The organism is Duganella sp. GW821-FHT07F09, assembly GCF_059418705.1.
Map to the genome: position 1 here is coordinate 49,064 of NZ_JBWKQJ010000013.1, position 25,121 is coordinate 74,184.

General features: G+C 64.3%; 26 protein-coding genes. 11 read left to right on the forward strand and 15 right to left on the reverse strand.

Annotated elements, in window-relative coordinates; translation table 11 throughout:
- Positions 1–2: 2 nt before the first annotated feature.
- The 4 genes from AC07P1_RS28370 to AC07P1_RS28385 all read left to right on the forward strand — a co-directional run bounded on the left by AC07P1_RS28370 (position 3) and on the right by AC07P1_RS28385 (position 3,760).
- Positions 3–503, forward strand: a complete 501-nt coding sequence (locus AC07P1_RS28370) for a type II secretion system protein (protein ID WP_494698984.1) — start codon at positions 3–5, stop codon at positions 501–503.
- A 4-nt stretch (positions 504–507) separates the two neighbouring features.
- The gene (locus AC07P1_RS28375; RefSeq protein WP_494698985.1) at positions 508–885 is read left to right on the forward strand and encodes a type II secretion system protein; all 378 of its coding nucleotides are present in this window, start codon (positions 508–510) and stop codon (positions 883–885) included.
- The gene (locus AC07P1_RS28380; RefSeq protein WP_494698986.1) at positions 860–1,381 is read left to right on the forward strand and encodes a type II secretion system protein; all 522 of its coding nucleotides are present in this window, start codon (positions 860–862) and stop codon (positions 1,379–1,381) included. Before AC07P1_RS28375 ends, AC07P1_RS28380 begins: the two co-directional genes overlap by 26 nt.
- 129 nt (positions 1,382–1,510) lie before the next feature.
- Positions 1,511–3,760, forward strand: coding sequence for a M4 family metallopeptidase (locus tag AC07P1_RS28385; RefSeq protein ID WP_494698987.1), 2,250 nt, complete (start codon positions 1,511–1,513; stop codon positions 3,758–3,760).
- 12 nt (positions 3,761–3,772) lie between these two features.
- Here the strand turns inward: AC07P1_RS28385 and AC07P1_RS28390 are convergent, their stop codons facing one another.
- Positions 3,773–5,404 (reverse strand): CehA/McbA family metallohydrolase domain-containing protein, encoded by a 1,632-nt coding sequence (locus tag AC07P1_RS28390; RefSeq protein WP_494698988.1) that lies wholly within the window; start codon positions 5,402–5,404, stop codon positions 3,773–3,775.
- A gap of 163 nt (positions 5,405–5,567) precedes the next feature.
- On the opposite strand from AC07P1_RS28390, the gene AC07P1_RS28395 reads away from it, so the two are divergent.
- Together AC07P1_RS28395 and AC07P1_RS28400 are read left to right on the forward strand one after the other, a co-directional pair.
- Positions 5,568–6,797 carry a M24 family metallopeptidase gene (locus tag AC07P1_RS28395; RefSeq protein WP_494698989.1) on the forward strand — a complete coding sequence of 410 codons (1,230 nt, stop codon included), beginning with the start codon at positions 5,568–5,570 and terminating at the stop codon, positions 6,795–6,797.
- 8 nt (positions 6,798–6,805) lie between these two features.
- Entirely contained in the window at positions 6,806–7,036 is a 231-nt protein-coding gene (locus tag AC07P1_RS28400; RefSeq protein WP_494698990.1) for a hypothetical protein, read from the forward strand.
- A 134-nt stretch (positions 7,037–7,170) separates the two neighbouring features.
- Here AC07P1_RS28400 and AC07P1_RS28405 read toward each other — a convergent pair whose 3' ends face one another.
- From AC07P1_RS28405 to paaA, 12 genes are all read right to left on the reverse strand, one after another.
- Positions 7,171–7,602 (reverse strand): hypothetical protein, encoded by a 432-nt coding sequence (locus AC07P1_RS28405; RefSeq protein WP_494698991.1) that lies wholly within the window; start codon positions 7,600–7,602, stop codon positions 7,171–7,173.
- 72 nt (positions 7,603–7,674) lie between these two features.
- The gene (gene paaZ / locus AC07P1_RS28410) at positions 7,675–9,738 is read right to left on the reverse strand and encodes a phenylacetic acid degradation bifunctional protein PaaZ (protein ID WP_494698992.1); all 2,064 of its coding nucleotides are present in this window, start codon (positions 9,736–9,738) and stop codon (positions 7,675–7,677) included.
- A 17-nt stretch (positions 9,739–9,755) separates the two neighbouring features.
- Positions 9,756–10,367, reverse strand: coding sequence for a phenylacetic acid degradation protein PaaY (gene paaY, locus AC07P1_RS28415; protein WP_494698993.1), 612 nt, complete (start codon positions 10,365–10,367; stop codon positions 9,756–9,758).
- Positions 10,368–10,376: 9 nt separating this feature from the next.
- Positions 10,377–11,702, reverse strand: a complete 1,326-nt coding sequence (paaK, locus tag AC07P1_RS28420) for a phenylacetate--CoA ligase PaaK (RefSeq protein ID WP_494698994.1) — start codon at positions 11,700–11,702, stop codon at positions 10,377–10,379.
- A 17-nt stretch (positions 11,703–11,719) separates the two neighbouring features.
- Positions 11,720–12,172 carry a hydroxyphenylacetyl-CoA thioesterase PaaI gene (paaI, locus tag AC07P1_RS28425; RefSeq protein ID WP_494698995.1) on the reverse strand — a complete coding sequence of 151 codons (453 nt, stop codon included), beginning with the start codon at positions 12,170–12,172 and terminating at the stop codon, positions 11,720–11,722.
- Complete coding sequence (gene paaH, locus AC07P1_RS28430; protein ID WP_494698996.1) at positions 12,165–13,757, reverse strand: 3-hydroxyacyl-CoA dehydrogenase PaaH; 1,593 nt, start codon at positions 13,755–13,757, stop codon at positions 12,165–12,167. The genes paaI and paaH overlap by 8 nt, the downstream gene beginning before the upstream one ends.
- 2 nt (positions 13,758–13,759) lie before the next feature.
- Positions 13,760–14,551: a 2-(1,2-epoxy-1,2-dihydrophenyl)acetyl-CoA isomerase PaaG gene (gene paaG / locus AC07P1_RS28435; RefSeq protein WP_494698997.1), complete on the reverse strand. Its 792-nt coding sequence runs from the start codon at positions 14,549–14,551 to the stop codon at positions 13,760–13,762.
- 15 nt (positions 14,552–14,566) lie between these two features.
- Positions 14,567–15,646, reverse strand: coding sequence for a 1,2-phenylacetyl-CoA epoxidase subunit PaaE (paaE, locus tag AC07P1_RS28440; protein WP_494698998.1), 1,080 nt, complete (start codon positions 15,644–15,646; stop codon positions 14,567–14,569).
- 5 nt (positions 15,647–15,651) lie between these two features.
- Positions 15,652–16,206, reverse strand: a complete 555-nt coding sequence (gene paaD, locus AC07P1_RS28445; RefSeq protein ID WP_494698999.1) for a 1,2-phenylacetyl-CoA epoxidase subunit PaaD — start codon at positions 16,204–16,206, stop codon at positions 15,652–15,654.
- 10 nt (positions 16,207–16,216) lie between these two features.
- Complete coding sequence (paaC, locus tag AC07P1_RS28450) at positions 16,217–16,969, reverse strand: 1,2-phenylacetyl-CoA epoxidase subunit PaaC (protein ID WP_494699000.1); 753 nt, start codon at positions 16,967–16,969, stop codon at positions 16,217–16,219.
- A 12-nt stretch (positions 16,970–16,981) separates the two neighbouring features.
- Positions 16,982–17,266, reverse strand: coding sequence for a 1,2-phenylacetyl-CoA epoxidase subunit PaaB (gene paaB, locus AC07P1_RS28455; RefSeq protein WP_471704040.1), 285 nt, complete (start codon positions 17,264–17,266; stop codon positions 16,982–16,984).
- A gap of 79 nt (positions 17,267–17,345) precedes the next feature.
- Entirely contained in the window at positions 17,346–18,332 is a 987-nt protein-coding gene (gene paaA / locus AC07P1_RS28460; protein WP_494699001.1) for a 1,2-phenylacetyl-CoA epoxidase subunit PaaA, read from the reverse strand.
- A 171-nt stretch (positions 18,333–18,503) separates the two neighbouring features.
- Here paaA and paaX point away from each other — a divergent pair, with 171 nt between their 5' ends.
- Positions 18,504–19,430, forward strand: a complete 927-nt coding sequence (paaX, locus tag AC07P1_RS28465; protein WP_494699002.1) for a phenylacetic acid degradation operon negative regulatory protein PaaX — start codon at positions 18,504–18,506, stop codon at positions 19,428–19,430.
- A 3-nt stretch (positions 19,431–19,433) separates the two neighbouring features.
- Here paaX and AC07P1_RS28470 read toward each other — a convergent pair whose 3' ends face one another.
- Positions 19,434–19,670 carry a DUF4160 domain-containing protein gene (locus tag AC07P1_RS28470; protein WP_494699003.1) on the reverse strand — a complete coding sequence of 79 codons (237 nt, stop codon included), beginning with the start codon at positions 19,668–19,670 and terminating at the stop codon, positions 19,434–19,436.
- Positions 19,671–19,863: 193 nt separating this feature from the next.
- Here AC07P1_RS28470 and AC07P1_RS28475 point away from each other — a divergent pair, with 193 nt between their 5' ends.
- Positions 19,864–20,994, forward strand: coding sequence for a M14 family metallopeptidase (locus AC07P1_RS28475; protein WP_494699004.1), 1,131 nt, complete (start codon positions 19,864–19,866; stop codon positions 20,992–20,994).
- Between the two features lie 141 nt (positions 20,995–21,135).
- Entirely contained in the window at positions 21,136–22,296 is a 1,161-nt protein-coding gene (locus tag AC07P1_RS28480) for a hypothetical protein (protein WP_494699005.1), read from the forward strand.
- 15 nt (positions 22,297–22,311) lie between these two features.
- On the opposite strand, the gene pmbA is transcribed toward AC07P1_RS28480, so the two are convergent.
- Positions 22,312–23,664 carry a metalloprotease PmbA gene (gene pmbA / locus AC07P1_RS28485; protein ID WP_494699006.1) on the reverse strand — a complete coding sequence of 451 codons (1,353 nt, stop codon included), beginning with the start codon at positions 23,662–23,664 and terminating at the stop codon, positions 22,312–22,314.
- A gap of 94 nt (positions 23,665–23,758) precedes the next feature.
- Between pmbA and yjgA the strand changes: the two genes are divergently transcribed.
- Together yjgA and mog are read left to right on the forward strand one after the other, a co-directional pair.
- Positions 23,759–24,361 carry a ribosome biogenesis factor YjgA gene (gene yjgA / locus AC07P1_RS28490; protein WP_494699007.1) on the forward strand — a complete coding sequence of 201 codons (603 nt, stop codon included), beginning with the start codon at positions 23,759–23,761 and terminating at the stop codon, positions 24,359–24,361.
- Between the two features lie 3 nt (positions 24,362–24,364).
- Positions 24,365–25,012 (forward strand): molybdopterin adenylyltransferase, encoded by a 648-nt coding sequence (gene mog, locus AC07P1_RS28495; protein ID WP_494699008.1) that lies wholly within the window; start codon positions 24,365–24,367, stop codon positions 25,010–25,012.
- Positions 25,013–25,121 lie beyond the last annotated feature (109 nt).

Below are 25,121 nucleotides of genomic sequence, written 5' to 3' on the forward strand. Positions count from 1 at the left end.
CCATGTCTCGCGCAAGCCAGCGTGGCTTCACCTTCATCGAACTGATGATCACACTGGCCATCCTCGCCACGCTGGCCATGGTGGCCGCGCCGATGGCGCAGGTGGCGGTGCAGCGCGAGCACGAACGTCAGCTGCGCACCGCGCTGATCGAGATACGCGAAGCCATTGACGCCTACAAGCGGGCCGCCGACAACGGCCGCATCAAATTGGCGATCGGCGACTCCGGCTATCCGAAGAAGCTGGAGGATCTGGTCAACGGCGTGCCGGACCTGCGCAGCCCGCGCAAGCAGAATATGTACTTCCTGCGCCGCCTGCCGCGCGATCCCTTCGCGCCGCCCGAGGGCAATGGCAACGGCTTCGCCAGCGGCGGAGCAGGCGGCGGCTGGGCGCTGCGCTCCTACGCCTCGCCGCCCGACAACCCGACAGAGGGCGAGGACGTTTTCGACATCAGCTCCCGTTCCACAAGAACGGGATTGAACGGCATTCCGCTCCGTCTATGGTGACCTCATGAACCGCACAAACAAGGGATTCACGCTGGTCGAACTGCTGGTGGTGCTGGCGATCATATCGCTGCTGCTGACGATCGCCCTGCCCCGCTATTTCAGCTCGGTCGACAAATCGAGGGAGATCGCGTTGAAGGAAAACCTGCAGGTTCTGCGCAGCGGCATCGACAAATACTACGCCGACAAAGGCGAATACCCCGCCGCGCTGGCCGATCTGGTGAACCACCACTACTTCCGCAAGATCCCGCTGGACCCGGTGACGGAATCCGCATCGACCTGGCAATTGCTGCCGTCCGCCGACGCCGAGAAGCCCGGCGTGGCCGACATTCGCAGTGGAGCAAAGGGAAAGACACGCGATGGCACGCCGTTTCAACAGCTCTAGACTATGCTCCCAAACCCGCCAGCGCGGCTTCGCCTATCTATGGACGCTGATGCTGGTGGCGTTCATGGGCATCGGCCTGACCATCGGCGCGGACCTGTACGCGACCGCCGCGCGGCGCGACAAGGAGCGCGAGTTGCTCTTCATCGGCCACGAGTTCCGGCACGCGCTGGAGCGCTACTACAACGCCGGCGCGGCGGGCCAGAACCAGTACCCGCTGACGATGGAGGACTTGCTGAAGGACCCGCGCTTCGCCAATCCCAGACGCCACCTGCGCCGGCTGTACACCGATCCGGTCACCGGCAAGGCCGATTGGCATCTGGTGCTGCAGCAGGGTCGCATCGTCGGCATCCGCTCCGCATCCACGCAACGGCCGATCAAACAGGACAACTTCGACGACGACGATGCCGGCCTGGCCAAAAAATCGCGCTATGCCGATTGGATCTTCACGTATCCCCACGATCTTTTCACCGTCTCGCAGGGCGGCGATAAAAAGTAGTGCATGATTAATAATATTTTTTGATCTGGGACATAACACCACAGGCGCGGACGGTCTAGCGTGACTCATCCGCTTTTGCGGACTCGGCGCCATCAATCGATGCCCGCCGGAACGGATTCGGAGGATGAGATGAACCTGCACACGCCCTTACTTGTCACACGCATCGCCGCATGCATCGCCACCGCCGCCATGGCCGCGACCACCACGGCGCAAGCGGCCATCCAGCTGATGGCGGCGCCGATCGCGCCCCCATCCCCGCAGGAGAGCGCGGGACTGGTATCGAAACTGACCGCGCTCGAAAGGTCGCGCGGCGTCCCGGCCGACTACAGCTTCCGCATCAGCGCCCAGCATCCCGGCGTCGTCGGCCAGAAGATCACGCGCGCGCAGCACACCTTCAAGGGCCTGCGGGTGTTCGGCTCGGAGTCGGTAGTGGTCACCAACAACGCCGGGGAGATCATCAGTTCCTCGGTCTCGGACCGCCGCCCCGGCCTGGTCCCCGGCGCGGCCGCCACGCCGGTGGACATGACGCCGGCGCTGACGTCCGAACAAGCGATCGATGTCGCCATAAGGTCGGTCTCGCCGCATGGTGTTCACCGCTGGACGCCGAGCGCCGAACTGCTGCTCTATCCGATCATGAAGACGGTGCGCGTGGCCTCGGCGACCAACAAACCGGAAGCCGAACTCAATGCGCTCGATGTCCAGGATGTGGTCGAGCGCCACGAGCTGGCCTACTATGTGCAGACCCGCATGGCGCAGGACGGCAAGCCGTTTTACTTCGACACCGTGGTCAACGCCCGGACCGGCGCGATCATCGACCAATGGAAAGCGCTGCAAACGGTGATCGGCCAGGGCAAGAGCCAGTATAACGGCGAGGTGCCGATCAGTACCTCGCAATCGGGCGGCACGTTCCAGATGCTTGACCCGATGCGCGGCACCGGCGGCAAATTCGGCGGCATGGCCATCACCAACGCCAACCACAGCTCGTCCAACAATCCCAACCCCGGCAGCGTGTACACCAACAGCACCAACACCTGGGGCGACGGCCTGCAGTACAACGGCGGCAGTACCACCGACGCCAATGGACAGACCGCCGCCGTCAACGCGCTATGGGGCCTGATGAACACCTACGACACCAACAAGAACGTACTGGGATGGCAGTCGCTGGACGGGAACAATACCTCGACCTACATCGCCGTCCACGTCGACAAGAACTACGACAACGCCTTCTACGACGACAGCTGCAAGTGCATGTACATCGGCGACGGTTCATTTTTCTATAGCCTGGGATCGATCGACGTGATCGGCCACGAGATGTCGCACGGGGTCACCGCGTCCACGGCGGACCTGATCTACTCCGGGGAGTCGGGCGGCTTGAACGAATCGAACTCCGACATCGGCGGCGACATGGTGGAAGCCTATGCGCGCGCGGGCGGCACCGGCGACGTGGTGCCGGCGACCGGCAACGACTGGATGACGGGCAAGGAGATCAGCAAGAGCGGCGAACCGCTGCGCTGGATGTACAAACCGAGCAAGGACGGAAGCAGCCCGGATGCCTGGAGCAGCTCACTCAAGAGACTGGACGTGCACTACTCCAGCGGCCCGAACAACCGCATGTTTTACTTCCTGTCCCAGGGATCGAACGCCGATCCCGCCAGCGACCATTACAGCAAATACCTGGTCAAGCAGCCGGCGGCGATGACCGGGATCGGCAACGACAAGGCCTATCGCATCTGGTTCAAGGCGCTGACCACCAAGTTCACATCGTCGACCAACTATGCGGATGCCCGCAAAAAGGTACTGGCGTCCGCCCAGGAACTGTACGGCGCCGACTCCAAGGAAGCCATCGCCGTCAAACGCGCCTACGCGGCCATCAACGTCGGCGCCGATATCGACGAAAACGGCGGCGGCGACGACGCCACCGAACTTGTTGTCAATGGCGGCTTCGAAGACGGAACCTCGGGCTGGCGCGGCACCACCAGCACCATCGGCAGCCTGCCCGGCCAGACCGCGCACGAGGGCACCAGGTTCGCCTGGATGGGCGGCAAAGGCCGGAAGACCAGCCAGACATTGACCCAGGCGGTGACGATACCGGCGGAATCGACCAGCGCGGAGCTGAGCTTCGCGCTGCACATCGACAGCGCCGATACAACCAACACCGCCCACGACACGCTGGTGGTCACGGTACGCGGCAGCTTGGGCCGGGTGCTGCGCACGCTGGCCACCTACTCCAACGCCGATGCCGCCGACGGCTACAAGATCCGCACCTTCGATCTCAGCGAGTTCAAGGGCAAGCAGGTGACGCTGCACTTCGCGATGCGCGAGAACGCATCGCTGAAGACCTCCTTCGTCCTCGACAAGGTCAGCCTGCTCGCCAAGTGAGGGCAGTTCCGATTACCGCAGCGTGACGAACACCGGGTTCGAATAGAACCACAGGCTGCGGTAGTTACGGTCGTTGATGTCGTTGAAGCGCTGGGTGTTGTCGGTGGTGCCGGTGCGCTGGTCCGCCAGCGGCTCGCCGCCCTGAGTCAGGCCGGCGACATCGGTGCCGAGATTGGTGCCGCGCAGGCGGTAGTACTGGTTCTTGCTGGCGGTGGTCTCGTAGCTGATGGTGAAGTAGCCGTCGGCGTCGACCTTCCAGTCGGCGCTGGTGAAGCGCTTGACCACCTTGGCGCTGGCGTTGGTGGCCACGCTGTAGGCGGCGCTGCCCTGGGCTGCTTTGGGTCCGACATCGCCGACGATCAGGTCGACGTGATCGACCACCGGCTTGACGTTGGCGGCGGTGCCGCTGTCGACCGGCTTCTCGTAGTTGTTCTTCGCGGGAGTCTTGAAGCGGATCGTGACGACCACCTTCTCGCCGCTGGCCACCTTCAACTCGCCGCCCATCTCCTTGCGATCGTCCTTGCTGGCCAAGTTGAAGTCCAGCGCGTTGATCAAATCACCGTAGACCGAGAACATTTTTCCCGAGCGTAGACCTTGCAGCAGGTCCTTCATGGCCGGCACGCCCTGGGCTGCGTTGAACACATAGTTCTTCGCGTACTCGCCCGGGAAGTAGCCGCTGCTGTTGCCGTTGACGATCTTGAAGTGGGTGTCGGAATCGGTCAGGTTCCAGACGCGGCGCCCTTCACCCAGCAGCGCGTCCCACACACCGCCGACCTTGGCCACCACGTAATCGACGCCGCCATATGCGCGCAGCGGCGCGTTTTCCGGCGTGTAGGCGGCGGTGTAGCCGCCGCGATCCGGTTCCATCTGGTTGCCAACCATGCCTTCGATGGCGAACATGATGTTCGGCGCGATGTCGTTGAAGCGGCGGAAGTCATCGACCGTGTAGCTGCCCTTGTTGCGCGACGGGTGGTTGATGACCGCGTAGCTGGTGTCTGGGTAGTTGTCCTTCAACCAGCTGATCGCCTTGAGCGCGTCGTCGGCGGTCTTGTTGTAGCGGATCTCGCCGTACTTGGCCTTCCACGCGGCGACGTCGGCGGCGTCGAACATGGCCGGGTCGCGGGTGGTGAACAAGTACTCGAATTCCTTCATGCCCTTGGTGCTGGCGGTCAGCTTGTCGGTTCCCTGGAACAGGCCGATACCGATATGGTCGTGGGTCGGCATATCCCATTCGAAGCCGCTGAAAATCAGCTTGTCGGCATAGGTGCCGACCGCCTGCAAGGCCTGCACGCGCGGGATCTCGTAGCGCTCCACGCCGACCGACATCGGGATCGTGGTATCCAGCTTCGCGCCCTTCTCGTCGCGCGTCGATACGCGCAGGTGGTTGGACACCGCCATCCAGTCCAGGCCAAACGTGGTGAAGGCTTTGCCCAGTACCTTGTCCAGCGTCTGGCTGACATCGGCGTCGGCCGACTGCGTGGTGTGGGTGTGTAGATCGCCGGCGATCCAGCGGCCGCTCGGCAACGGCGGCACATTGCTGCCGACCGGCTCATCGCCGCCGCCGCAGGCGACAGCCGCCACAAGGATCGCGGCGGCCGTCGGAATCAACAGGAGGCGGGTGGAGAAGGCTTTTTTGCGCTGCATGCTATTGTCCTGAAAGTGAGTGCGGAGAAGCCGGCACACTAGCATTTGCTTGTTACGGCACGATGACGCAGCGGCAAGTCCCCAGCGCAAAACTGCTATCATCGGGGGCTGTCGCGGGCCGGTTCCGCGCGCGTTCGAAAACTCAAACAGGGATGTTAAGAAAATGACTATTGGCGGAAAGACCATGGAGCAGGCTTTGTCGACGTTATCCGATATGACCGCAGGCGCGGTCCCTATCGGCAAGGAGGAGCATCTGCAGCGCGTCGAACGCGCCCAGGCCTTCATGCGCCAGCAGGGCATCGCGGCGATCTATGTCAACGCCGGTGCCAACATGACCTACTTCACCGGCACCAAGTGGCATGCGAGCGAACGCATGGTCGGCGCCATCATCCCCGCCAGCGGAGCGGTCGAATATATCGCCCCGGCGTTCGAGGAAAGCACGCTGAAGGACTTCATGCTGGTCGAGGGAGCGGTCAACTGCTGGCACGAGCACGAAAGCCCTTACCAGTTGTTCGTCGATACGCTCAAGCGCATGGGCATCGCGCCCGCCGCCGCTGGCGCTACCGCGCCGCGCGTAGGCATTTGCGAAAGCGCGAACTTCTTTATCTACGACGGCATCCGTCCACTGGCCGAAGGCTACGCGCTGGAGAACGCGAGCACCGTGACCGCGCATTGCCGCACCCGAAAATCGGCCAACGAGATCGCCCTGATGCAGCGCGCCAAGGACATGACGATGGCGGTGCACGTGGCCGCCGCCAGCATTCTGCGCGAAGGCATCACCACCGTCGAAGTGGAGGAATTCATCGACCGCGCGCACCGCAAGGTCGGCGCCTCGGGTTCGTATTTCGTCATCGTGCTGTTCGGCGAGGCGACCGCGTATCCGCATGGCGTGAGCTATGTGCAGACGCTCAAACCGGGCGACACGGTGCTGATCGATACCGGCTGCAAGCTGCATAACTACATCTCCGACATCACCCGCACCTATGTGTACGGCGAGATCAGCGAGCGTCAGCGTTCGGTGTGGAACAGCGAGAAGGCGGCGCAACTGGCGGCCTTCAACGCGGCGCAACTGGGCGTGCCGTGCGAGGAAGTGGACCAGGCGGCGCGACGTTCGCTGGAGGCGGACGGTTTCGGTCCGGGCTACAAGCTGCCGGGGCTGCCGCACCGCACCGGTCACGGCATCGGGCTGGATATCCACGAATGGCCGTATCTGGTGGGCGGCAACAAGACGCCGCTGGACGTGGGCATGTGCTTCTCGAACGAGCCGATGATTTGCATCCCCGGCGAATTCGGCGTGCGTCACGAGGACCATTTCTACATGACCGAGAACGGTCCCAAGTGGTTCACCGAACCGGCGCACAGCATCGATGATCCGTTTGGCCTGGCGCGCTGAGAGTGACGATGCAGACTGCGACGATACTCAGCCTGGCCGCGTCGATCACGTGTGTCGGTCTTTTCACGAAACAGAAGAACTGGGTGCTGGCGGCGGCTTTCGCCTTTTCCTCGATCTACACGATCCTGGACAAGGCGATATACATCGCGGCGGTGCCGGCGTTTATCATTCCCTGGTGCGCGTACATCTTCTTCGCGTTGGTGGGATACGAGGTTTTCCGGAAGGTTGTCCTCAGCTGACCGATTTGATGTTGATAACGTAGGGCGGCTTAGGCGGAACGCCGTAATCGGCCATGGTAAAGCCGCCGACGGCTCGACCATGGCCGATTACGCTTCGCTAATCCGCCCTACGTGTTTTAACGGTGCGCTAACGCTCAGGCCTGGATTCTCTTCAAAGCGCGGTGGAAGCGTAGCGGGACGGTGACGGGGAACTCGTTTCCCACCGGCCGACCGACGATGATCGGGCCGAACATCGCGCGCAGCGGCGAGGCGCTTTTTCGCACGAAGGTGCGGCCTTGCGCGGTTTCCTCCGCCGGGACGTAGCCGAATTGGGCGATCCGGCCGAGGAACGCTGTGCTGCTCTCCGCCGACACCATGCCGCGCACCGGCAGGTGCTCAATCGCCGCCGAGGCGATGTAGCCGGCAAACCCCAGCAAAACTATCCGCAGCACGCCGACCAGGTCCCAGCCGCGCGGCAGCTGCGTCACCACAAATAGACATAACACCGCCACGGCGATGGTCAGCCAACTGCGCGGGTTCTCCAGCGGATTGAGAACGATTTTGTGTTTGGTGATGGTGCTCGCCATGACTGCCGCCTGCTTAAAAATAAAGCGCTATTGTGACCGGCGGCGGTCAAAAAGGAAAGCTCCCCGCCCCCATCACGAACGTTTCATCACCAGCGTGAGGATGTCGTAACTGGCCACCAGTTCGTCCTTCTGATTGGTGACCTGCACGTCCCACGCGACCACGCCCTGGCCAACACCCTTGTCGTCGGTGCGGTTGCGGTCCACTTTGCGCTTGCAGGTCAGGCGCGCACGGATGGTGTCGCCGATGGCGACCGGTGTGATGAAGCGCAGGTTGTCCAGCCCATAATTGGCCAGCACAGGCCCCGGTGCCGGCGAGACGAAAAGGCCGGCCGCCGCCGACAACACGAAATAGCCATGCGCGATACGCTTGCCGAACTGCGTGTCCTTGGCGGCGATCTCGTCGAAGTGCATGTAGAAGTAGTCACCCGAGACGCCCCCGAAGTTGACGATGTCCGCCTCGCTGACCGTGCGGCGGTGCGTGAGCAGCGAGTCGCCGATCTTGAGGTCCTCGAAGTGCCGACGGAATGGGTGCACTTCGCTCTCCTGCACCCTGGCCCCGCGCACGTATTCGCCGGTGACGGCGGCCAGCATCGTCGGCGAACCCTGAACCGCCGCACGCTGCAAAAAGTGGCGCACCGCGCGGATACCGCCCAGTTCCTCGCCGCCGCCGGCGCGTCCCGGGCCGCCGTGCTTGAGCTGCGGCAGCGGCGAGCCGTGGCCGGTGGAATCGACCGACGCTTCGCGATCCAGTATCAGCACGCGGCCATGGGAGGCGGCTGCCACCGGCACGGCGTAGGCGGCGATGGCCGGTTCCTTCGTCACAAGGGTCGATACCAGGCTGCCCTTGCCGCGCGCGGCAAGCGCCAGCGCCTCGTCGATACCGTTGTAGCTAATGATGGTGCTGACCGGGCCGAAGGCCTCGACATCGTGCACCGCATCGTTGACCATGCCGTTGCGACATAACAGGAGTGTCGGCGCGAAAAAGGCGCCATCGGCGACGCCGTCGCCAACCGGCTTGAATCCGTCGCCTTCACCAAATAGGACCTCGTTACCGCGCGCAAGCATCGCCAGCCGCTCGGCGACGTCGCGCTGCTGGTCCCTGGACGCCAACGCGCCCATGCGCACGCCTTCGACCGACGGATCGCCGACACTGACCTTGGCCAGGCGCTCGCGCAGCCGCGTGCCGACCGCGTCGACCATGTTCTCCGGGACGATGATGCGACGGATCGCGGTACATTTCTGTCCCGCCTTGCCGGTCATCTCGCGCGCCACTTCCTTGACGAACAGGTCGAACTCGGCGTCGTCCGGCGTCACGTCCGGCGCCAGAATGGCGCAATTGAGCGAATCCGCTTCGGCGGTGAAGGGCACCGAGTTGGCGATCAGGTTGGGGTTGACGCGCAACTTTGCGGCGGTGTCGGCGGACCCGGTGAAGGTGACGACGTCGGCGCCGCCCAGGCGGTCCAGCAGATCGCCGGTGCCGCCGATGACCAGTTGCAGCGCGCCTTCCGGCAGCAGGCCGGATTCGTGCATCATGCGCACCACCGCCTCCGTCAGGTAGCTGGTGGCGGTGGCGGGCTTGCCGATGCACGGCATCGCCGCCAGGAAGCTCGGGGCGAATTTCTCCAGCAGGCCCCATATGGGGAAGTTGAAGGCGTTGATGTGCACCGCCAAGCCGCCGCGCGGCACCAGGATGTGGGTGCCGGCGAAGCCGCCGTTTTTACCGAGCGCCATGGCCGGACCTTCATGAAGCACGTTCGACGACGGCAGTTCGCGCCCACCCATGCTGGCGTAGGCGAACAAGGTGCCGGTGCCGCCTTCGATATCGACCCAGCTGTCGGCGCGGGTGGCGCCGGTCAGATGCGAGATCGCGTACAGCTCCTCCTTGCGGCCGACCAGATACAGCGCCAGCGCCTTCAGGCGCGCGGCACGCTGCTGGAAGTCCAGCTTCATCAGCGCCGGCACGCCGGTCTTGCGGGCGTAGGTGACGGCTTCGCCGAAGTCGATCCGCTCGGCGTGGGTGTGATAGATCAGCGAGTTGTTCAAGGCGCTGTGCAGCGGCGTCGAGGCTTCGCGGCCGATCCAGCGGCCGCCGATCAGGCTTTGCAGGGTTGATACCGGGGGTGAAATTCGTGCCATGTTGTGTTCTCCGTGATTTATGCCGAGGCGTTCTTGTGCAGGTGCAGCGGCAGCGAGCTTTCCCACTCGATACGCTTGCGGTCCGCTTCCACCTCGGTCAGCGCGTCGACCTCGCGCATGGTTTGCATGGACCGCACGGCCAGCTCCTGGTATTGGCCGGTGCCGGCGATCTTCCATTGAATTTCGTCTTCGCGCAGTTCACGCACCACCTTGGCCGGCGTGCCGACCACCAGGCTGCGTGCCGGCACCTCCATGCCGGCGCGGACGAAGGTCATGGCGGCGACGATGCTGTCCGCGCCGATGACGGCGTTATCCATGATTACGCTGTTCATGCCGACCAGCGCGTTGCGGCCGATGCGGCAGCCGTGCAGCACGGCGCCATGTCCGATATGGCCGTCCTGCTCGACGACAGTGTCGGCTCCGGGGAAGCCGTGCATGACACAGGTGTCCTGCAGATTGGCGCCCTCTTCCAGGATCAGCCGTCCGAAGTCGCCGCGCAGCGCCGCCAGCGGACCGACATAGCAGCGCGGGCCGACGATGACGTCGCCGATCAGTACCGCGCTGGGATGCACGTAGGCGCTCGGATGGACCACCGGGGTGACGCCATTGATCTCATAGACCTTGACCATGTTTTCCTCTCAAGCGCGGTCGCGCGGCCGCTGGTCGACGACACGGCGCGCTTTGCCGGTCAGCGTGCGTTCGATGCCGTTGGCGGCCATTAGCCGCACCTTGGTGGTGACGCCGACATTGGTTTTGATGCGTTGTTCCAGCTCCCGGGCCAGCGCCTCGGTTTCGCCAACCGGCAGGTCGCCTGCTTCGGGGCGCAGTTCGGCCAGCACATCGAGCTTGTCCAGATGGCCGTCGCGGGAAACGATCAACTGGTATTGCGGCGCCAGTTTGGGCATCTTGAGTATCAGTTCTTCGATCTGCGACGGGAAGACGTTGACGCCCCGGATGATCAGCATGTCGTCAGAACGGCCGGTGATCTTGCCGATGCGGCGCATCGAACGCGAAGTGGCCGGCAACAGGCGCGTAAGGTCCCGGGTGCGGTAGCGGATGATCGGCAGCGCTTCCTTGCTCAGCGAGGTGAATACCAGTTCGCCCTCTTCGCCGTCCGGCAGCACCTCTCCCGTGTCTGGATCGATGATCTCCGGGTAGAAGTGGTCTTCCCAGATCACGGGACCGTCCTTGCTCTCGATGCATTCGCTGGCGACACCCGGTCCCATGACTTCGGACAGGCCGTAGATGTCCACCGCATCGATGCCGGCGCGCTGCTCGATCTCGGCGCGCATGGCGTCGGTCCACGGCTCGGCGCCGAAGATGCCGACCTTGAGCGAACTGGCGACGGGGTCGAGGCCTTGACGCTGGTACTCCTCGATGATGTTCAACATGTACGACGGCGTGACCATGATGATCGAAGGTTTGAAGTCCTCGATCAGTTGCACCTGCTTCTCGGTCTGGCCACCGGACATGGGGATGACCGTGCAGCCGAGGCGCTCGGCGCCATAATGCGCGCCCAAGCCGCCGGTGAACAAGCCGTAGCCGTAGGAGATGTGCACCATGTCGCCGCGACGCCCACCGGCCGCGCGGATCGATCGCGCCACCACGTTCGCCCAGGTGTCGATATCGTTCTGGGTATAGCCAACCACCGTTGGCTTACCGGTGGTGCCGCTCGACGCGTGCACCCGCACCACCCGGTCCCGCGGCACGGCGAACATGCCGAACGGGTAGTTGTCGCGTAGTTCCTTCTTGCCGGTGAATGGGAACCTGGCGATATCGCCCAGCGTGCGCAGGTCGTCCGGATGCACGCCGGCGGCATCGAAGGCGGCGCGGTAGTGCGGCACGTTGTCATAGGCGTGCTTTAGCGACCACTGCATGCGCTGCAGCTGCAAGGCTTGAAGCTCGTCCTTGCTGGCGCGCTCGATCGGTTCCAGATCGGACGGCTCGGGGATGCGTTGGACCATCGGTGTCTCCTCCGTATTTATATGACTTCGCCGCCGACACGCAGCGACTTGCCCCTGAACAGCGCGACCGTCCGGCCTTCCTGATTACTGACCTTGACGTCGTAGACGCCGCTCTTGCCGTTCAGCGCCAGCTCCACCGCTTCGGCGGTGAGAACGTCGTGCAGCCTGCCCGGCGCCAGGTAATCGATGGTGCAGGCAGCGCCCACCGTGTTCAGGTTGTAGCTGTTGCAGGCGAAGGCGAACGCGCTGTCTGCGAGCGTGAAGATAAAGCCGCCGTGGCAGCTCTGGTGTCCATTGAGCATATCGGCGCGTATGGTCATGGACATGCTGGCGCGGCCGGGACCGACCGCGTTGATCGTCATGCCCAAGCCCTTTGAGGCCGGATCGCGCGAGAACATCGCGTCGGCGACTTTTTCCGCCAACGCTTGCGCATCGGCCGAAGACGGAATCGAAGGCAGTGGCTTATGCATAAAAACCGACTCCGCTGGCGTGCTTGCGGCGCAGCAGCGGCGAGACGCGATAACGGTCCTCACCGTAGCTGGCGGCCAGGTTGGTCAGCACCGTGACGATCTGGCCGATACCTACCGAATCGGCCCACGCCAGCGGCCCGCGCGGATAATTGACGCCTTTTTGCATGGCGGTGTCCGCCGCCTCGGCGCTACAGACACCTTGGTTGACGGCGTCCGCCGCCTCGTTGGCGAGCATGGCGACGGTGCGCATGACGGCCATAGCGGGAACGTCGTCCAGACGGGTGACAGCAAAGCCGGCGGCCTGGAACAGGCCAACCACCGACTGGTAGGCGGCCGGAGAGCATTGATCGGCGCAGGTGACGGCGATGCGGGTGGCGGTGGCGTAGTCCAGCGCGAGGTCGAACAAGACGGTATCCGGATGCCGGTTGTCGCGCGCCCGTTCGGTGGCGCTGCGGCCGTCGGTCAGGTAAACGGCTGCGCCGTTACAGTGGAACGCCGGCGCGCCGTCCGCACCGGCGGCGTGGCCGCGCGCCTCCGGCGACTGCCGATGGGTGACGGTGATACCCGCCGCGCGCAGACGCTCGGCCAGCGCGTCGGCCACCGAACTGCCCGCCACGCGCGGCGCGCCGGCCTTCGCGCCCTGCTCGACGGTGTAGCTGACGAATTCCGGCACCGGCTGCGCGGCCTCGGTTTGCGGCTGCGGCGCACCGATGGCGCCATCGCCGTAAAGGTAAAACCCCCGTCCCGATTTGCGGCCAAGGTATCCAGCGTTGACCATCTCCTGCTGCAGCACCGACGGCGTGAAACGCGGATCGTTGAAGTAGGCGTTGAACACCGATTGCGTGACCGAGAAGTTGACGTCATGCCCGATCAGGTCCATCAACTCGAATGGCCCCATGCGAAAGCCGCCCGCTTCGCGCATGACGGCATCGATGGTGGCGGCATCGGCGGCCTGCTCGCCCAGCAGGCGCCAACCTTCTGCATAAAACGGCCGCGCGACGCGGTTGACGATGAAGCCGGGCGTCGACTTGGCGTGCACGGGGCTCTTGCCCCACGCGGCGGCCGTGTCGCACACGGTTTGCGCGACGGCGGCGTCGGTGGCCAGGCCGCTGATCACCTCGACCAGCGCCATCAGAGGCACCGGATTGAAGAAGTGCATGCCGACCAGACGCTCCGGCTTGCGCAGTTTGGCGGCGATGGCGGTGACCGAGATCGACGAGGTGTTGGTGGCGAGGATGCAGTCGTCGGCGATGAGCGCTTCCAGCTCGGCGAACAAGCCGCGTTTGGCGTCGAGGTTCTCGACGATGGCTTCGACCGCCAGACCGGCGCCGGCCACGTCGTCCAACGTGACGGCGGCCCGCAGACGGGCGATGGCGGCGGCTGCGGCGACGGCGCTCATGCGCTCCTTCGCCACCAGCTTGTTGAACACCAGCGCGATATCGGAGATGGCCTTGGCCACCGCTTCCGGGCGGGTATCGTACAACTTGACGGTGTAGCCGGCGACGGCGGCCACCTGCGCGATGCCGGCGCCCATCGCGCCGCTGCCGATGACGGCGACCAGATGGTCTTTGCTCAAAGCTGCCATGCTTATTTCCCCTGGAATTGCGGTGCGCGTTTTTCCATGAAGGCGGCGACGCCTTCGCGGTAATCCTCGGTGCGCCCCAGCTCACTCATCATTCCGCATTCGAGCGTCAACTGCTGTTGCAAAGTGTTGTGCGGACTGGCGTACAGCGCCTGCTTGGTGAAGGCCAGGCCCTTGGTCGGCGCGGTGGCGAAGTGGCGCGCCATGGCCATGGTTTCGGCGGCCAGTTCCTCATCCGGCACGGCCTTCCAGATCAGGCCCCACGCTTCGGCCTTCTCGGCGCTGAGTTTTTCGCCCAGCATGGTCAGGCCCATGGCGCGGGCGCTGCCGATCAGGCGTGGCAGGAAGTAGGTGCCGCCGGTATCCGGGATCAGCCCCAGTTTGCAGAACACCTCGACAAACGATGCCGACTTCGCGGCGAGGACGATGTCGCACGCCAGCGCGAGGTTGGCGCCGGCGCCCGCAGCCACGCCGTTCACGGCGCAGATGACGGGCATCGGCAAGCCGCGCAGCGCCAGCACCAGCGGCGCGTAGTTCTTCTCGACCGAGTCGCCCAGGTCGACGGCACGCGCGCCAGGTTCCACCGCGCGGTCGGACAGGTCCTGGCCTGCGCAGAAGCCGCGCCCTGCACCGGTGAGTATCAACACGCGCACGCTCTTGTCGGTGCCGACTTTGTGGACGGCGTGGCGCACCTCGTCGTGCATCGCCTGCGTGAAGCTGTTGAGTTTGTCGGGACGGTTCAGCGTGAGCTGGGCGATGCCTTCGTTGATCTCAAAAAGGATGTTCTCGTAGTTCATGACGTCTCCGTTCTTTTATTCAGCCTGGTCGAAGTCGATGACGACTTTGTCGGTGATGGGGAAGCTCTGGCAGCTGAGGACATAGCCACGCGCGATCTCGTAATCTTCCAGCGCGTAGTTGACGTCCATGTCGACTTTACCTTCAAGCAGTTTGCAGCGGCAGGTGGAACACACGCCGCCCTTGCACGAATAACGCATGTCGATGCCGGCGCGCAGGCCGGCGTCGAGCAGCGATTCCTTGTCCTGGTCCATGGTGAAGCTGCTGGCGCTACCATCCATGATGACGGTGACTTCGGTTTCGTGGCGCGCCGCAGCTGGATCGAGCGCACGTGGTTTATGCTGGTGTTTGGGTATGCTGGCGGCGAACAGTTCGACCTTGATGTTCGACTTCGGCATGCCGGCTTCCTGCAGCGCTTCGGATACGCCCTGCATCATGTCCTCCGGCCCGCAGATGAAGGCGACGTCGATATCGTCCACGCGCACCCAGTGCCGCAGGAACTGCGCGCATTTGTCCTTGGTGATGCGGCCGTTGAACAATTCGATGTCCTGCTGCTCGCGGCTCATGACGTAGGCCAGCTTCAAGCGGTCCATGTAAGTGTCTTTGAGGTCCGACAGTTCTTCCTTGAAGATCACCGACGACGAGGCGCGGTTGCCGTAAAAGAGCGTGAAGCGGCTGTGCGGTTCCGCCGCCAGCGTGGTCTTGATGATCGACAGGATGGGCGTAATGCCGCTGCCGGCGGCGAACGCCAAATAGTGCTTGTGGTTGGTGGCGTCCAGCGGCACGTTGAAGTGCCCCATCGGCGGCATGACATCGAGCGTCACGCCGGGTTTAATGCTGTCGTTGGCCCAGCTGGAGAACAGCCCGCCTTGCGTGCGCTTGATGGCCACGCGCAGCGCGCCCTCCTGCACCGCCGAACAGATCGAGTACGAGCGGCGTACGTCCTCGTCGCCGATCAGGGCGCGCAAGGTCAGGTGCTGGCCCTGCTGGAAGCGGAAGCTGTCTTGCAGCTCGGGCGGCACGGCAAAGGTGACGGCGATGGTGTCGCGCGTTTCGTTGCGCACTTGCGAGACGGTCAGCGGGTGGAATTTGCTCATGGTCGTTAGTGGCACTTGAAGTAGTCGAATGGCTCGCGGCAGTCCAGGCATTTGTACAGCGCCTTGCAGGGCGTGGAGCCGAACTGGCTGGTGATCTCGGTGTGGCGCGAGCCGCAATTGGGACAGGCGATGGCAAGGCGCGGCTGCGGGCGGCGCGAGATGGCCGCCAGCGCGCCGCGTGTACTACCTTTCAGGCCGCTGACATCGATCACCTGCTCGGCCGGTGGCGCGATGCCGTAGCCCGACAGCTTGGCCTTGCCCTCCTCGCTCATCCAGTCGGTGGTCCAGGCGGGCGAAACCTGGTTTTGCAGGCGCACATCTACAACGCCATGCGCGTGCAGCGCCTCGGTGACCGCGTCGGCGATAACCTGCATCGCCGGGCAGCCGGAATAGGTCGGCGTGATGGTGACCGTGCAGACTCCATCGTCCAGACGCACGTCGCGCACGATGCCCAGGTCGACGATCGAGATGACCGGGATTTCGGGATCGGACACCTCGGCCAGCCAGGACCAGACCTGCGCGCAGCTCAACACGGGGGTCTCTAAAACGGCGGCTGTCATCTCGATACTCCTACCACTCGGCGCCGGGATAGGCACGCTGCAGGAACTGCATCTCGGCCAGGATATAGCCCAGGTGCTCGGTGTGGCGCCCCTGCTTGCCGCCCTTTTGCATCCAGGCGTCGGCCGGCGGCATGGTCAGCGTGGCCTCGGCGAAGATCTCGGCCACGTGCGCCAGCCAGTGCGCGCGCAGTTCGTCGGCCGGCGGCGCGATGCCCTCGTCCACCATCGCGTCGTCGACGGCGTCGTAGGCGAATACTTCGCCGCTGTACATCCACAGCTCGTCGGCCGCGGCCTGCGTGCGCGCGTGCGCCAGTTCGGTGCTATCACCCAGCCGCACGATCAAGTCGCCGCTGCGGCGCAGGTGGTACGTGACTTCCTTGAGCGACTTCTCGGCGATGGCGGCGATGCGCTGGTCGGCGCTGCGCGTCAGCCCTTCGATCAGGAAGTAGTGCCAGGTGTCGAAGTAGAACTGCCGCATCATGGTATCGGCGTAGTTGCCGTTCGGCTGTTCGAGGAGCAGGCAGTTCTTGAAGTCGTGGGCGTCGCGGTGGTAGGCCAGCTTGTCCTCGTCGCGGCCGGCGCCTTCCAATTCGGCGGCGTATTCGTACCACAGGCGGGTTTGGCCGAGCAGGTCGAGCGCGACGTTGGTCAGCGCCATGTCCTCTTCCAGCGCCGGGCCTTTGCCGCACAGCTGCGAGAGCTGCTGGCTGAGGATCAAGGCGTTGTCGCCCAGGCGCAGCAGGTAATTGACTTTGTTATCCACGATGCGCTCCGCTTACAGGTTCTTGACTTCGGCCGGCATCGGGAAGAAGGTCGGGTGGCGATAGACCTTGCTGTTGGCCGGCTCGAACAGCGCGCCCTTGTCGCTTGGGCTGCTGGCGACGATGTCGGCGGCGCGCACTACCCAGATGCTGACGCCTTCATTGCGGCGGGTGTAGACGTCGCGAGCGTTGTTGACGGCCATTTCGGCGTCCGGCGCGTGCAGGCTGCCGACGTGCTTGTGCGCCAGGCCGTGCTGGCTGCGGATGAATACTTCCCACAGGGGCCATTCTTTGCTCATGTTGTGCTCCTCAATTTTTATGCTCGTGGCGGCGCTTTTGGCCGATTACGCTTCGCTAATCCGCCCTACGTGGATCCGCTCAAGCGGCGGCTTTCGTGGCCTGCTTTTCCGCGTGGACGACCAACGCTTCGCGGAACCACGCGCCGTCCTCCCAGGCTTTGACGCGGGTGCGCAGGCGGTCGCGGTTGCACGGGCCGTTGCCCTTCAAGACGTTGTGGAATTCGCTCCAGTCGATGGCGCCGAATTCGTAGTGGCCGGTCTCCGCGTTGAATTTCAGGTCGGGGTCCGGTACCGTCAGGCCGAGGAACTCCGCCTGCGGGACGGTCTGGTCGACCATGCGCTGGCGCAGTTCGTCGTTGGAGAACAGCTTGATGCGCCACTGCGCCGATTGCGCGCTGTTGACCGATTCGGCGTCCGAGGGACCGAACATCATCAGCGACGGCCACCACCAGCGATTGAGCGCATCCTGCGCCATCGCCTTTTGCTCGGGCGTGCCGCGCGCCAGCGACATCATGATGTCGTAGCCCTGGCGCGCGTGGAACGACTCCTCCTTGCAGACGCGGATCATGGCGCGCGCGTACGGCCCGTAAGAGCAGCGGCACAGCGGGATCTGGTTGATGATGGCCGAGCCGTCGACCAGCCAGCCGATGGCGCCCATGTCGGCCCACGACAGGGTCGGATAATTGAAGATGCTGGAGTATTTGGCTTTGCCGCTGTGCAGGGCGGCCAGCAGCTCGTCGCGCGAGACGCCCAAGGTTTCGGCGGCGCTGTACAGATACAGGCCGTGGCCCGCCTCGTCCTGGATCTTGGCCAGCAGGATGGACTTGCGTTTCAAGGTCGGCGCGCGCGTGACCCAGTTCCCCTCCGGCAGCTGGCCGACGATCTCCGAATGGGCGTGCTGGGAGATCTGGCGGATCAAGGTTTTGCGGTAGGCGTCCGGCATCCAGTCCTTGGCCTCGATCTTGACGCCGTCGTCGATGCGAGCCTGGAAGGCGCGCTCGTCGGCGGCCATGTCGTCGGCCGTGCGGACAGTGCTCAGGCCGGTTTCCACCATTTGTGCGTACATAGCTGTCTCCTCGTGTCACATCATATTACGATACACAAAATGATTTTGCTACGGTTTTTTTGGATCATATTAAAATAGAGTATCCCTAAAGAAACGGGCGACAAATAAATGCTGCGCCGCAGTCGAGGCAAAGTAAACTATTGTTTCCGTGTACAGAATCGACGTTTGCCTATGAATTATTCCGAATGGATAGCTGATTGCCTCGCCGGCGACCCGCCGCGCTCGAAGTCGCTGGTGGTGACCATCTTCGGCGACGCCATCGTGCCGCACGGCGGCATGGTGTGGCTCGGCAGCCTGATCGAGTTGCTGGCGCCGTTCGGCGTCAACGACCGGCTGCTGCGCACGTCCGTGTTCCGCCTGGCGCAAGAGGGTTGGCTGGGCGCGCAGCGCGACGGCCGGCGCAGCTCGTACGCGATCACGCCGGACGCGATGGCGCGCTTCGTGCACGCCTACCGCCGCATCTATGCGCCGCTCAATGTGCATTGGGATGGCAGCTGGACCTTGGTGCTGAACGGCGACGGCGCGCTCAACGCGGCCGAGCGCAGCGCCGTGCGCAAGGAGTTGCTGTGGGAAGGCTATAGCGTGATCGCGCCCGGCATCATGGGACATCCGGCGGCCGACGGCGGCGCGCTCAACGAGTTGCTCAAGCGGCTGGGCGTGGTGGGCAAACTGTTCGTGGTGCAGGCCAAGTCGATGGAGCGGGTCGCCGGCCGGCCGTTGAGCGATCTAGTGGCCAGCGGCTGGGATGTCAGCGATGTGGCATTGGGATACGAGGGCTTTATCGCGCGTTTCGAGCCGCTGTTGGCCGCGCTGCGCGGACAGGGCGGCCAAGCGGCGCTGACGCCGGAGCAGGCGTTTGTGATCCGCACCTTGCTGATCCATGCCTACCGGCGCGTGCAGTTGCATGATCCACAATTGCCGGTGGAATTGTTGCCAACGCCGTGGCCGGGCGCGCTGGCCTACGAGCTGGCGCGCGGTATTTATCAGGCGGTGTACGCCGATGCCGAGCGGCATGTCGACGTGGTGCTGCGGCGCGAGGATGATGCCGCGCCCGCCGCCGAACCTGCGTTCTTCGAGCGCTTTGGCGGGCTGACGTAAGCGCTAGCGCAACCACGTGCGCCAGATCTGGCGCATTTGTACAACATGGTCGACGATGAATTGTTCGGCGTCGCGCAGTTGCCTGTTCGACAGCCCGGTGTGCCACGCCAGCGCGACCTCGGGCTCGAGCCAGAACTTGGCCGTGCCGTCCGGGTGCGAGACGTGAATGTGCATGCGCTTGTCGCCGCGGGCGAAAAAATAGTAGCGGAAGTCGTCGGCCTGGAATAGCGGCGGGTTCATGGCGGGCTCCTGGGCGGCGTTGAGGTCACTTCAACTTAGCAAACCGGCCGGCGTCCGGCTTGCGCTGGCGCAGGGCCACTTTGCGCGGCCACCGATCGCCGGGCGCCCGGCGCCGCCGCGAGCCTGTATGATGTCGGCACTGCGCCAAAAGTGCAAAAATACTCTTTACACTGAATCCACCAGGACTTACGCAATGTCTATCAAAATCAGCCAGCAATTCGACGCCGGCGCCATCGAAGTCGTGCGCGCCGACGATCCGGCGGCCATCGACCTGAACATCCGCAAGGATTCCCACGCCGACATCACGCAATGGTTTTACTTCCGCGTCCAGGGTGCCCGGGCGACGCCGTTGAACCTGCGTTTCCTCAACGCCGGTTCGGCCGCCTACCCGGACGGCTGGAAGGATTACCAGGCCGTCGCCAGCTACGACCGCGACAGCTGGTTCCGCGTGCCGACCACCTATGACGGCCAGGTCATGACGATCAACCACACGCCGGAATACGACAGCGTCTACTACGCCTACTTCGAGCCGTACTCGTGGGAACGCCACCTGGCGCTGCTGGACAACGCGCAATTGTCGCCGCTGGTCAAGCAGATCGACCTGGGCAGCACCATCGACGGCCGCGACCTGAACATGCTGGTCATCGGCGATCCGGAAGCGGAACAAAAAGTGTGGGTCATCGCGCGCCAGCATCCGGGCGAGACGATGGCCGAATGGTTCGTCGAAGGCATGGTCGACGCCCTGCTCGATCCGGCCAATCCGTTCGGCCGCCAGTGCCTGAAGGAAGCGGTGTTCTACGTGGTGCCGAACATGAATCCGGACGGCTCGGTGCGCGGCAACCTGCGCACCAACGCGGCCGGCGCCAACCTGAACCGCGAATGGCTCAATCCGACGATGGAACGCAGCCCGGAAGTGTTCCTGGTCAAAAACAAGATGCTGGAGATCGGCTGCGACCTGTGTCTCGACATCCACGGCGACGAAGGCTTGCCGTACGTGTTCGTTGCCGGCAGCGAATCGCTGCCGGAGTTCACGCCTGAGCAGGCCGAGGCGCAACAGTATTTCATCGACAACTTCCTGATCGCCAGCCCGGACTTCCAGGACGAGTACGGCTACGGCGAAACGCCGTACACGCCGGAGACGCTGACGATGGGCTCGCCGCACATCACCCACGCGTTCGGCTGTCTTTCGCTGACCCTGGAGATGCCGTTCAAGGACAACGCCAACGATCCGGACCCGGACACGGGCTGGAACGGCGCCCGCAGCGCCGAGCTGGGCCGCGCGGTGTTACAGCCGGTGTTGCAGTCGCTGCTGGCGCAGCAGTAAAGCTGTAAGCCCGGGCCGCCGCCATGGCGGCCTGAACGGCGCTTGAGCTGAAGCCCTGCGGCGCGACAATGTGCGTGTCGCAGGGAAAAATACACTGAACCTCATACGGCGCATCCCGCGTGCCGTTTCGGGAGGTTCAGCATGATCACCTTGATATCGTCGATGCGCCGCGCGCTCGCGCGCGCCATATTGCCCGCCCTGGCACTGCTGCTGGGCGCCTGCACCACCCCCTACCGCCCGCCCCAATTTGCCGAGCCGAACCCGCAATTTCCCGGCCTGATCGATCTCGCCGCGCGCGCCGACGGGCGCACCGCCGACGTGTTGCTGGTGCACGGCATGTGCACGCACGACGCCGGCTGGGCGGCACAAGTGGTCGCCCAGCTGACGCAGGCGCTCACAGACGCGACCACGCCGCCCGATGCCCGGCCGCGCACTAGCCCCGCCGTCGATCCCCAGATCCAGATCGTGCCGTCGACGGTCGAGACTCCGGCCGGCCGGTTGCGCTTCGATGCGTTGATCTGGTCGCCGCTGACGGTGCCGCTCAAGCGCCAGCTGTGCTACGACCAGACCGACAAGTCGTCCATCTGCGCGGGCGAGCCGCCGTATCCCTTCATCCGCGCGCGCATCAACGCCCGCGTAAAGGATGTGCTGATCGACGATTGCTTGCCAGACCCCTTGATCTATCAGGGCGTGGCGCGCGACGACATCCAGCGCCGCATGCGGGCAGCGGTTTTGCAGGTGCTGGCCGCCAGCGACGCGCCGGCCGGCTTGCCGCTGATGGTGGTGTCGGAGAGCCTGGGCAGCAAGATCCTGTTCGATACGCTGCTGGGCATGACGCACGAGGAAACCGGCTCGCGCGCGTCGCAAGTAGCGTTACGCGCCGTCGATCGCTTGCGTTTTCTGGTGATGGCGGCCAATCCGATTCCGCTGCTGTCGCTGGCGGATCAACAGATCGCCGGAGGTGATGCGGGCGCGGTCCGCCAAGTGGCGCCGGCGCCGCCCGACAGTTTGCAAGTGCTGTTGCACGAGCGTCTGGCAAGGCGGCCACGCTCCTTGGCGAACCGGAGCCTGACCCTGGTGGCGTTGACCGATCCCAACGATCTGTTGTCGTACACGCTGCCGGCGGAGCGCTACGCGAGCGCGGATGTCACGGTCTACAACGTCCTCGTGTCCAACGCGCCAACCTGGCTGGGTTTGCTTGAGCGCCCCGACCGCGCCCACCTGGATTATCTGGACAATCCCGACGTGGGCCGGCTGATCGCCTGCGGCCTGCCGTCCAGCGTGCTTTGCAAGCCGAAGTAGCGAGGCGGCTGAACGTCAGCCGCCCGCCACCACCATGTTCTCGATCAGGATCGAGCCGGTTTCCTTGTTGCCGCGTACCAGTGTATCGGTGCCGACGGCGACGATCTGCGCAAGCATGTCTTTCATATTGCCGGCGATGGTGATTTCCTCGACCGGATACTGGATGATGCCGTTTTCGACCCAGAAGCCCGACGCCCCGCGCGAATAGTCGCCGGTCACGTAGTTGGTGCCCTGGCCCATCAACTCGGTCACCAGCAGGCCCGTGCCCATCTTCTTCAGCATCGCCACGAAGTCGTCGCTCTTTTTCGTCAACGTCGACGTCAACGCCAGGTTGTGCGAGCCGCCGGCGTTGCCGGTCGTCTTCATGCCCAGCTTGCGGCCCGTGTACGTCGACAGGAAGTAGCCCTGCACCACGCCATCCTTGACCACGTCGCGCTTGACGGTACGCACGCCCTCGTCGTCGAACGGCGCCGACCCCACGCCGCCGACGATGTGCGGGTCTTCCTTGATCTGCACGTGCTTGGGCAGCACTTGCTTGCCCAACGAATCGATCAAAAAGCTCGATTTGCGGTACAGCGCCCCGCCGGACGTCGCCTGCACGAAGGCGCCCAGCAAACCGGCGGCGAGCGGCGCCTCGAACAGCACCGGGCAGGTGCGCGTGTCGATGGTGCGCGCGTTCAGGCGCGCCAGCGCGCGCTCGGCGGCGTAGCGGCCGATGGCCTCGGGCGACGACATCTTCTTAGAGTCTCGCACCGACGAATACCAGTCGTCGCGCTGCATCTTGGAGCCCTTGCCGGCGATCGGCGCCACCGACAGCGTGTGGCGCGAGAACGGATAGCCGCCGATGAAACCGCGCGAGTTGGCCGACACGAAATGCGACTGCTGCACATGCACGTTGGCGCCCTCGGAATTGGTCACGCGCGGATCGACGTCGAACGCCGCCGCCTCGGCGCGCTGGGCCAGCGCCACAGCCTCCTCGGTGCTCAAATCCCAGGGATAGAACAGCTTCAAATCGCGCGGCGACAGTTCCAGCATGTCCTCGTCGGCCAGGCCGGCGCAATCGTCGTCGGCGGTGAAACGGGCGATGTTGTAGGCCGCTTCCACCGTCGCCTTCAGCGCCGCCGGCGAAAAATCGGAGGTGCTGGCGTTACCGCGCCGCTGGCCGATGAACACCGTCACGCCCATACCCTTGTCCTTGTTTTGCTCGATCGTCTCGATCTTGCTCTTACGGACGGACACCGACAAACCACTGCCTTCGCTGATCTCGACGGCGCAATCGGTGCCGCCCTGCGCCTTGGCAAACGCCAGCACATCGCGCGCGAGCTGCTTCAACTGGTCTTGGGTGTGGGTGAAATGGGTATCGCTCATGGGCTGTTTTCTTCGGTTGGCCGCTAAAACAGTTATCATAGCAGTCGTTTACAGTTTACAGGGGCAGGTACACGCCCCACCGAAAGTTGATATTATGGTAAATCCAAATCGCGGCGCGGTCGGCTTCAGCTCCACCGAATTCGAGCAAGAATACGAACGCCCTTCCAAATCCGAGATGAAGCGCCAGTCCGACGCCCTGCAGAAAATGGGCGAAACGCTGGTCGAAGCGGCGCGTGACCGCGTCAAGCGCGTGCCGATGCCCGAGGACGTGCGCGACGCCATCCTCGAGTGCCAGCAGATCACCAACCACGAGGGCCGCCGCCGCCAGATGCAGTTCGTCGGCAAGAAGATGCGCACCCTCGACGAGGCCGAAGTGGCAGAGATCCAGAAAGCCATCGACAGCTGGAAAGGCGCCTCCAAGTCGGAGACGGCCGCCATGCACGCGCTGGAACGCCGCCGCGACAAGCTGCTTGCCGATGACAAGGCGCTGACCGTGCTGCTGGCGGAGAATCCGGAGCTGGACGTGCAGCAGCTGCGCACCCTGATCCGCAACGCCCGCAAGGAACAGGCCGAGAACAAGCCGCCGAAGGCCTACCGCGAGATCTTCCAGATCCTCAAGCAGGTCGAGGGCAAGAAGAAGCAAACGGCCACCGACGACGCTGACAACGCCGACGACAGCGAGCAAGATGACGAGTAATGGATGACGAGTAATACGACCACAGACGGCGTCACCGCTGTCGATCCCGCCCAATTGCTGGTCATCGGCCTGGTGTCGGTCTCGGACCGCGCCAGCGGCGGCGTCTATCAGGACCAGGGCATCCCGGCGCTGGAGGATTGGCTGGCGCGCACGCTAACCACCCCCTATCGCCTTGAAACCCGCCTGATCGCCGACGAACGCGCGCTGATCGAAGCGACGCTGACCGATCTGGTCGACATCGACCGCTGCCACCTGGTGCTCACCACCGGCGGCACCGGTCCGGCGCGGCGCGACGTCACACCGGAGGCCACGCTGGCCGTCGGCACCAAGGAAATGCCCGGCTTCGGCGAGCAGATGCGCCAGATCAGCCTGCACTTCGTGCCGACCGCGATCCTGTCGCGGCAAACGGCGGTGATCCGCGAGACGCCCGACCACGCGGCCCTGATCATGAACCTGCCGGGCCAGCCGAAGGCCATCGCCGAAACCCTGGGCGGGCTCAAGGACGCCGACGGCGCCACCATCGCCGGCGGCATCTTTGCCGCCGTGCCCTACTGCATCGACCTGATCGGCGGACCCTACATGGAAACCGACCCGGCCGTGTGCAAGGCGTTCCGTCCGAAATCCGCGCTGCGCCCGCAGCCGGCCGCCTGAAGCGATTTTCCATGGCCGGCCCGAGCGCCTCGCGCCGCCTGTGGCTGGGCGCCGCCGGCGCCGCCGGCCTGCTATATTTTGCCCAACGACTATCCGCATCCCCAAGGAG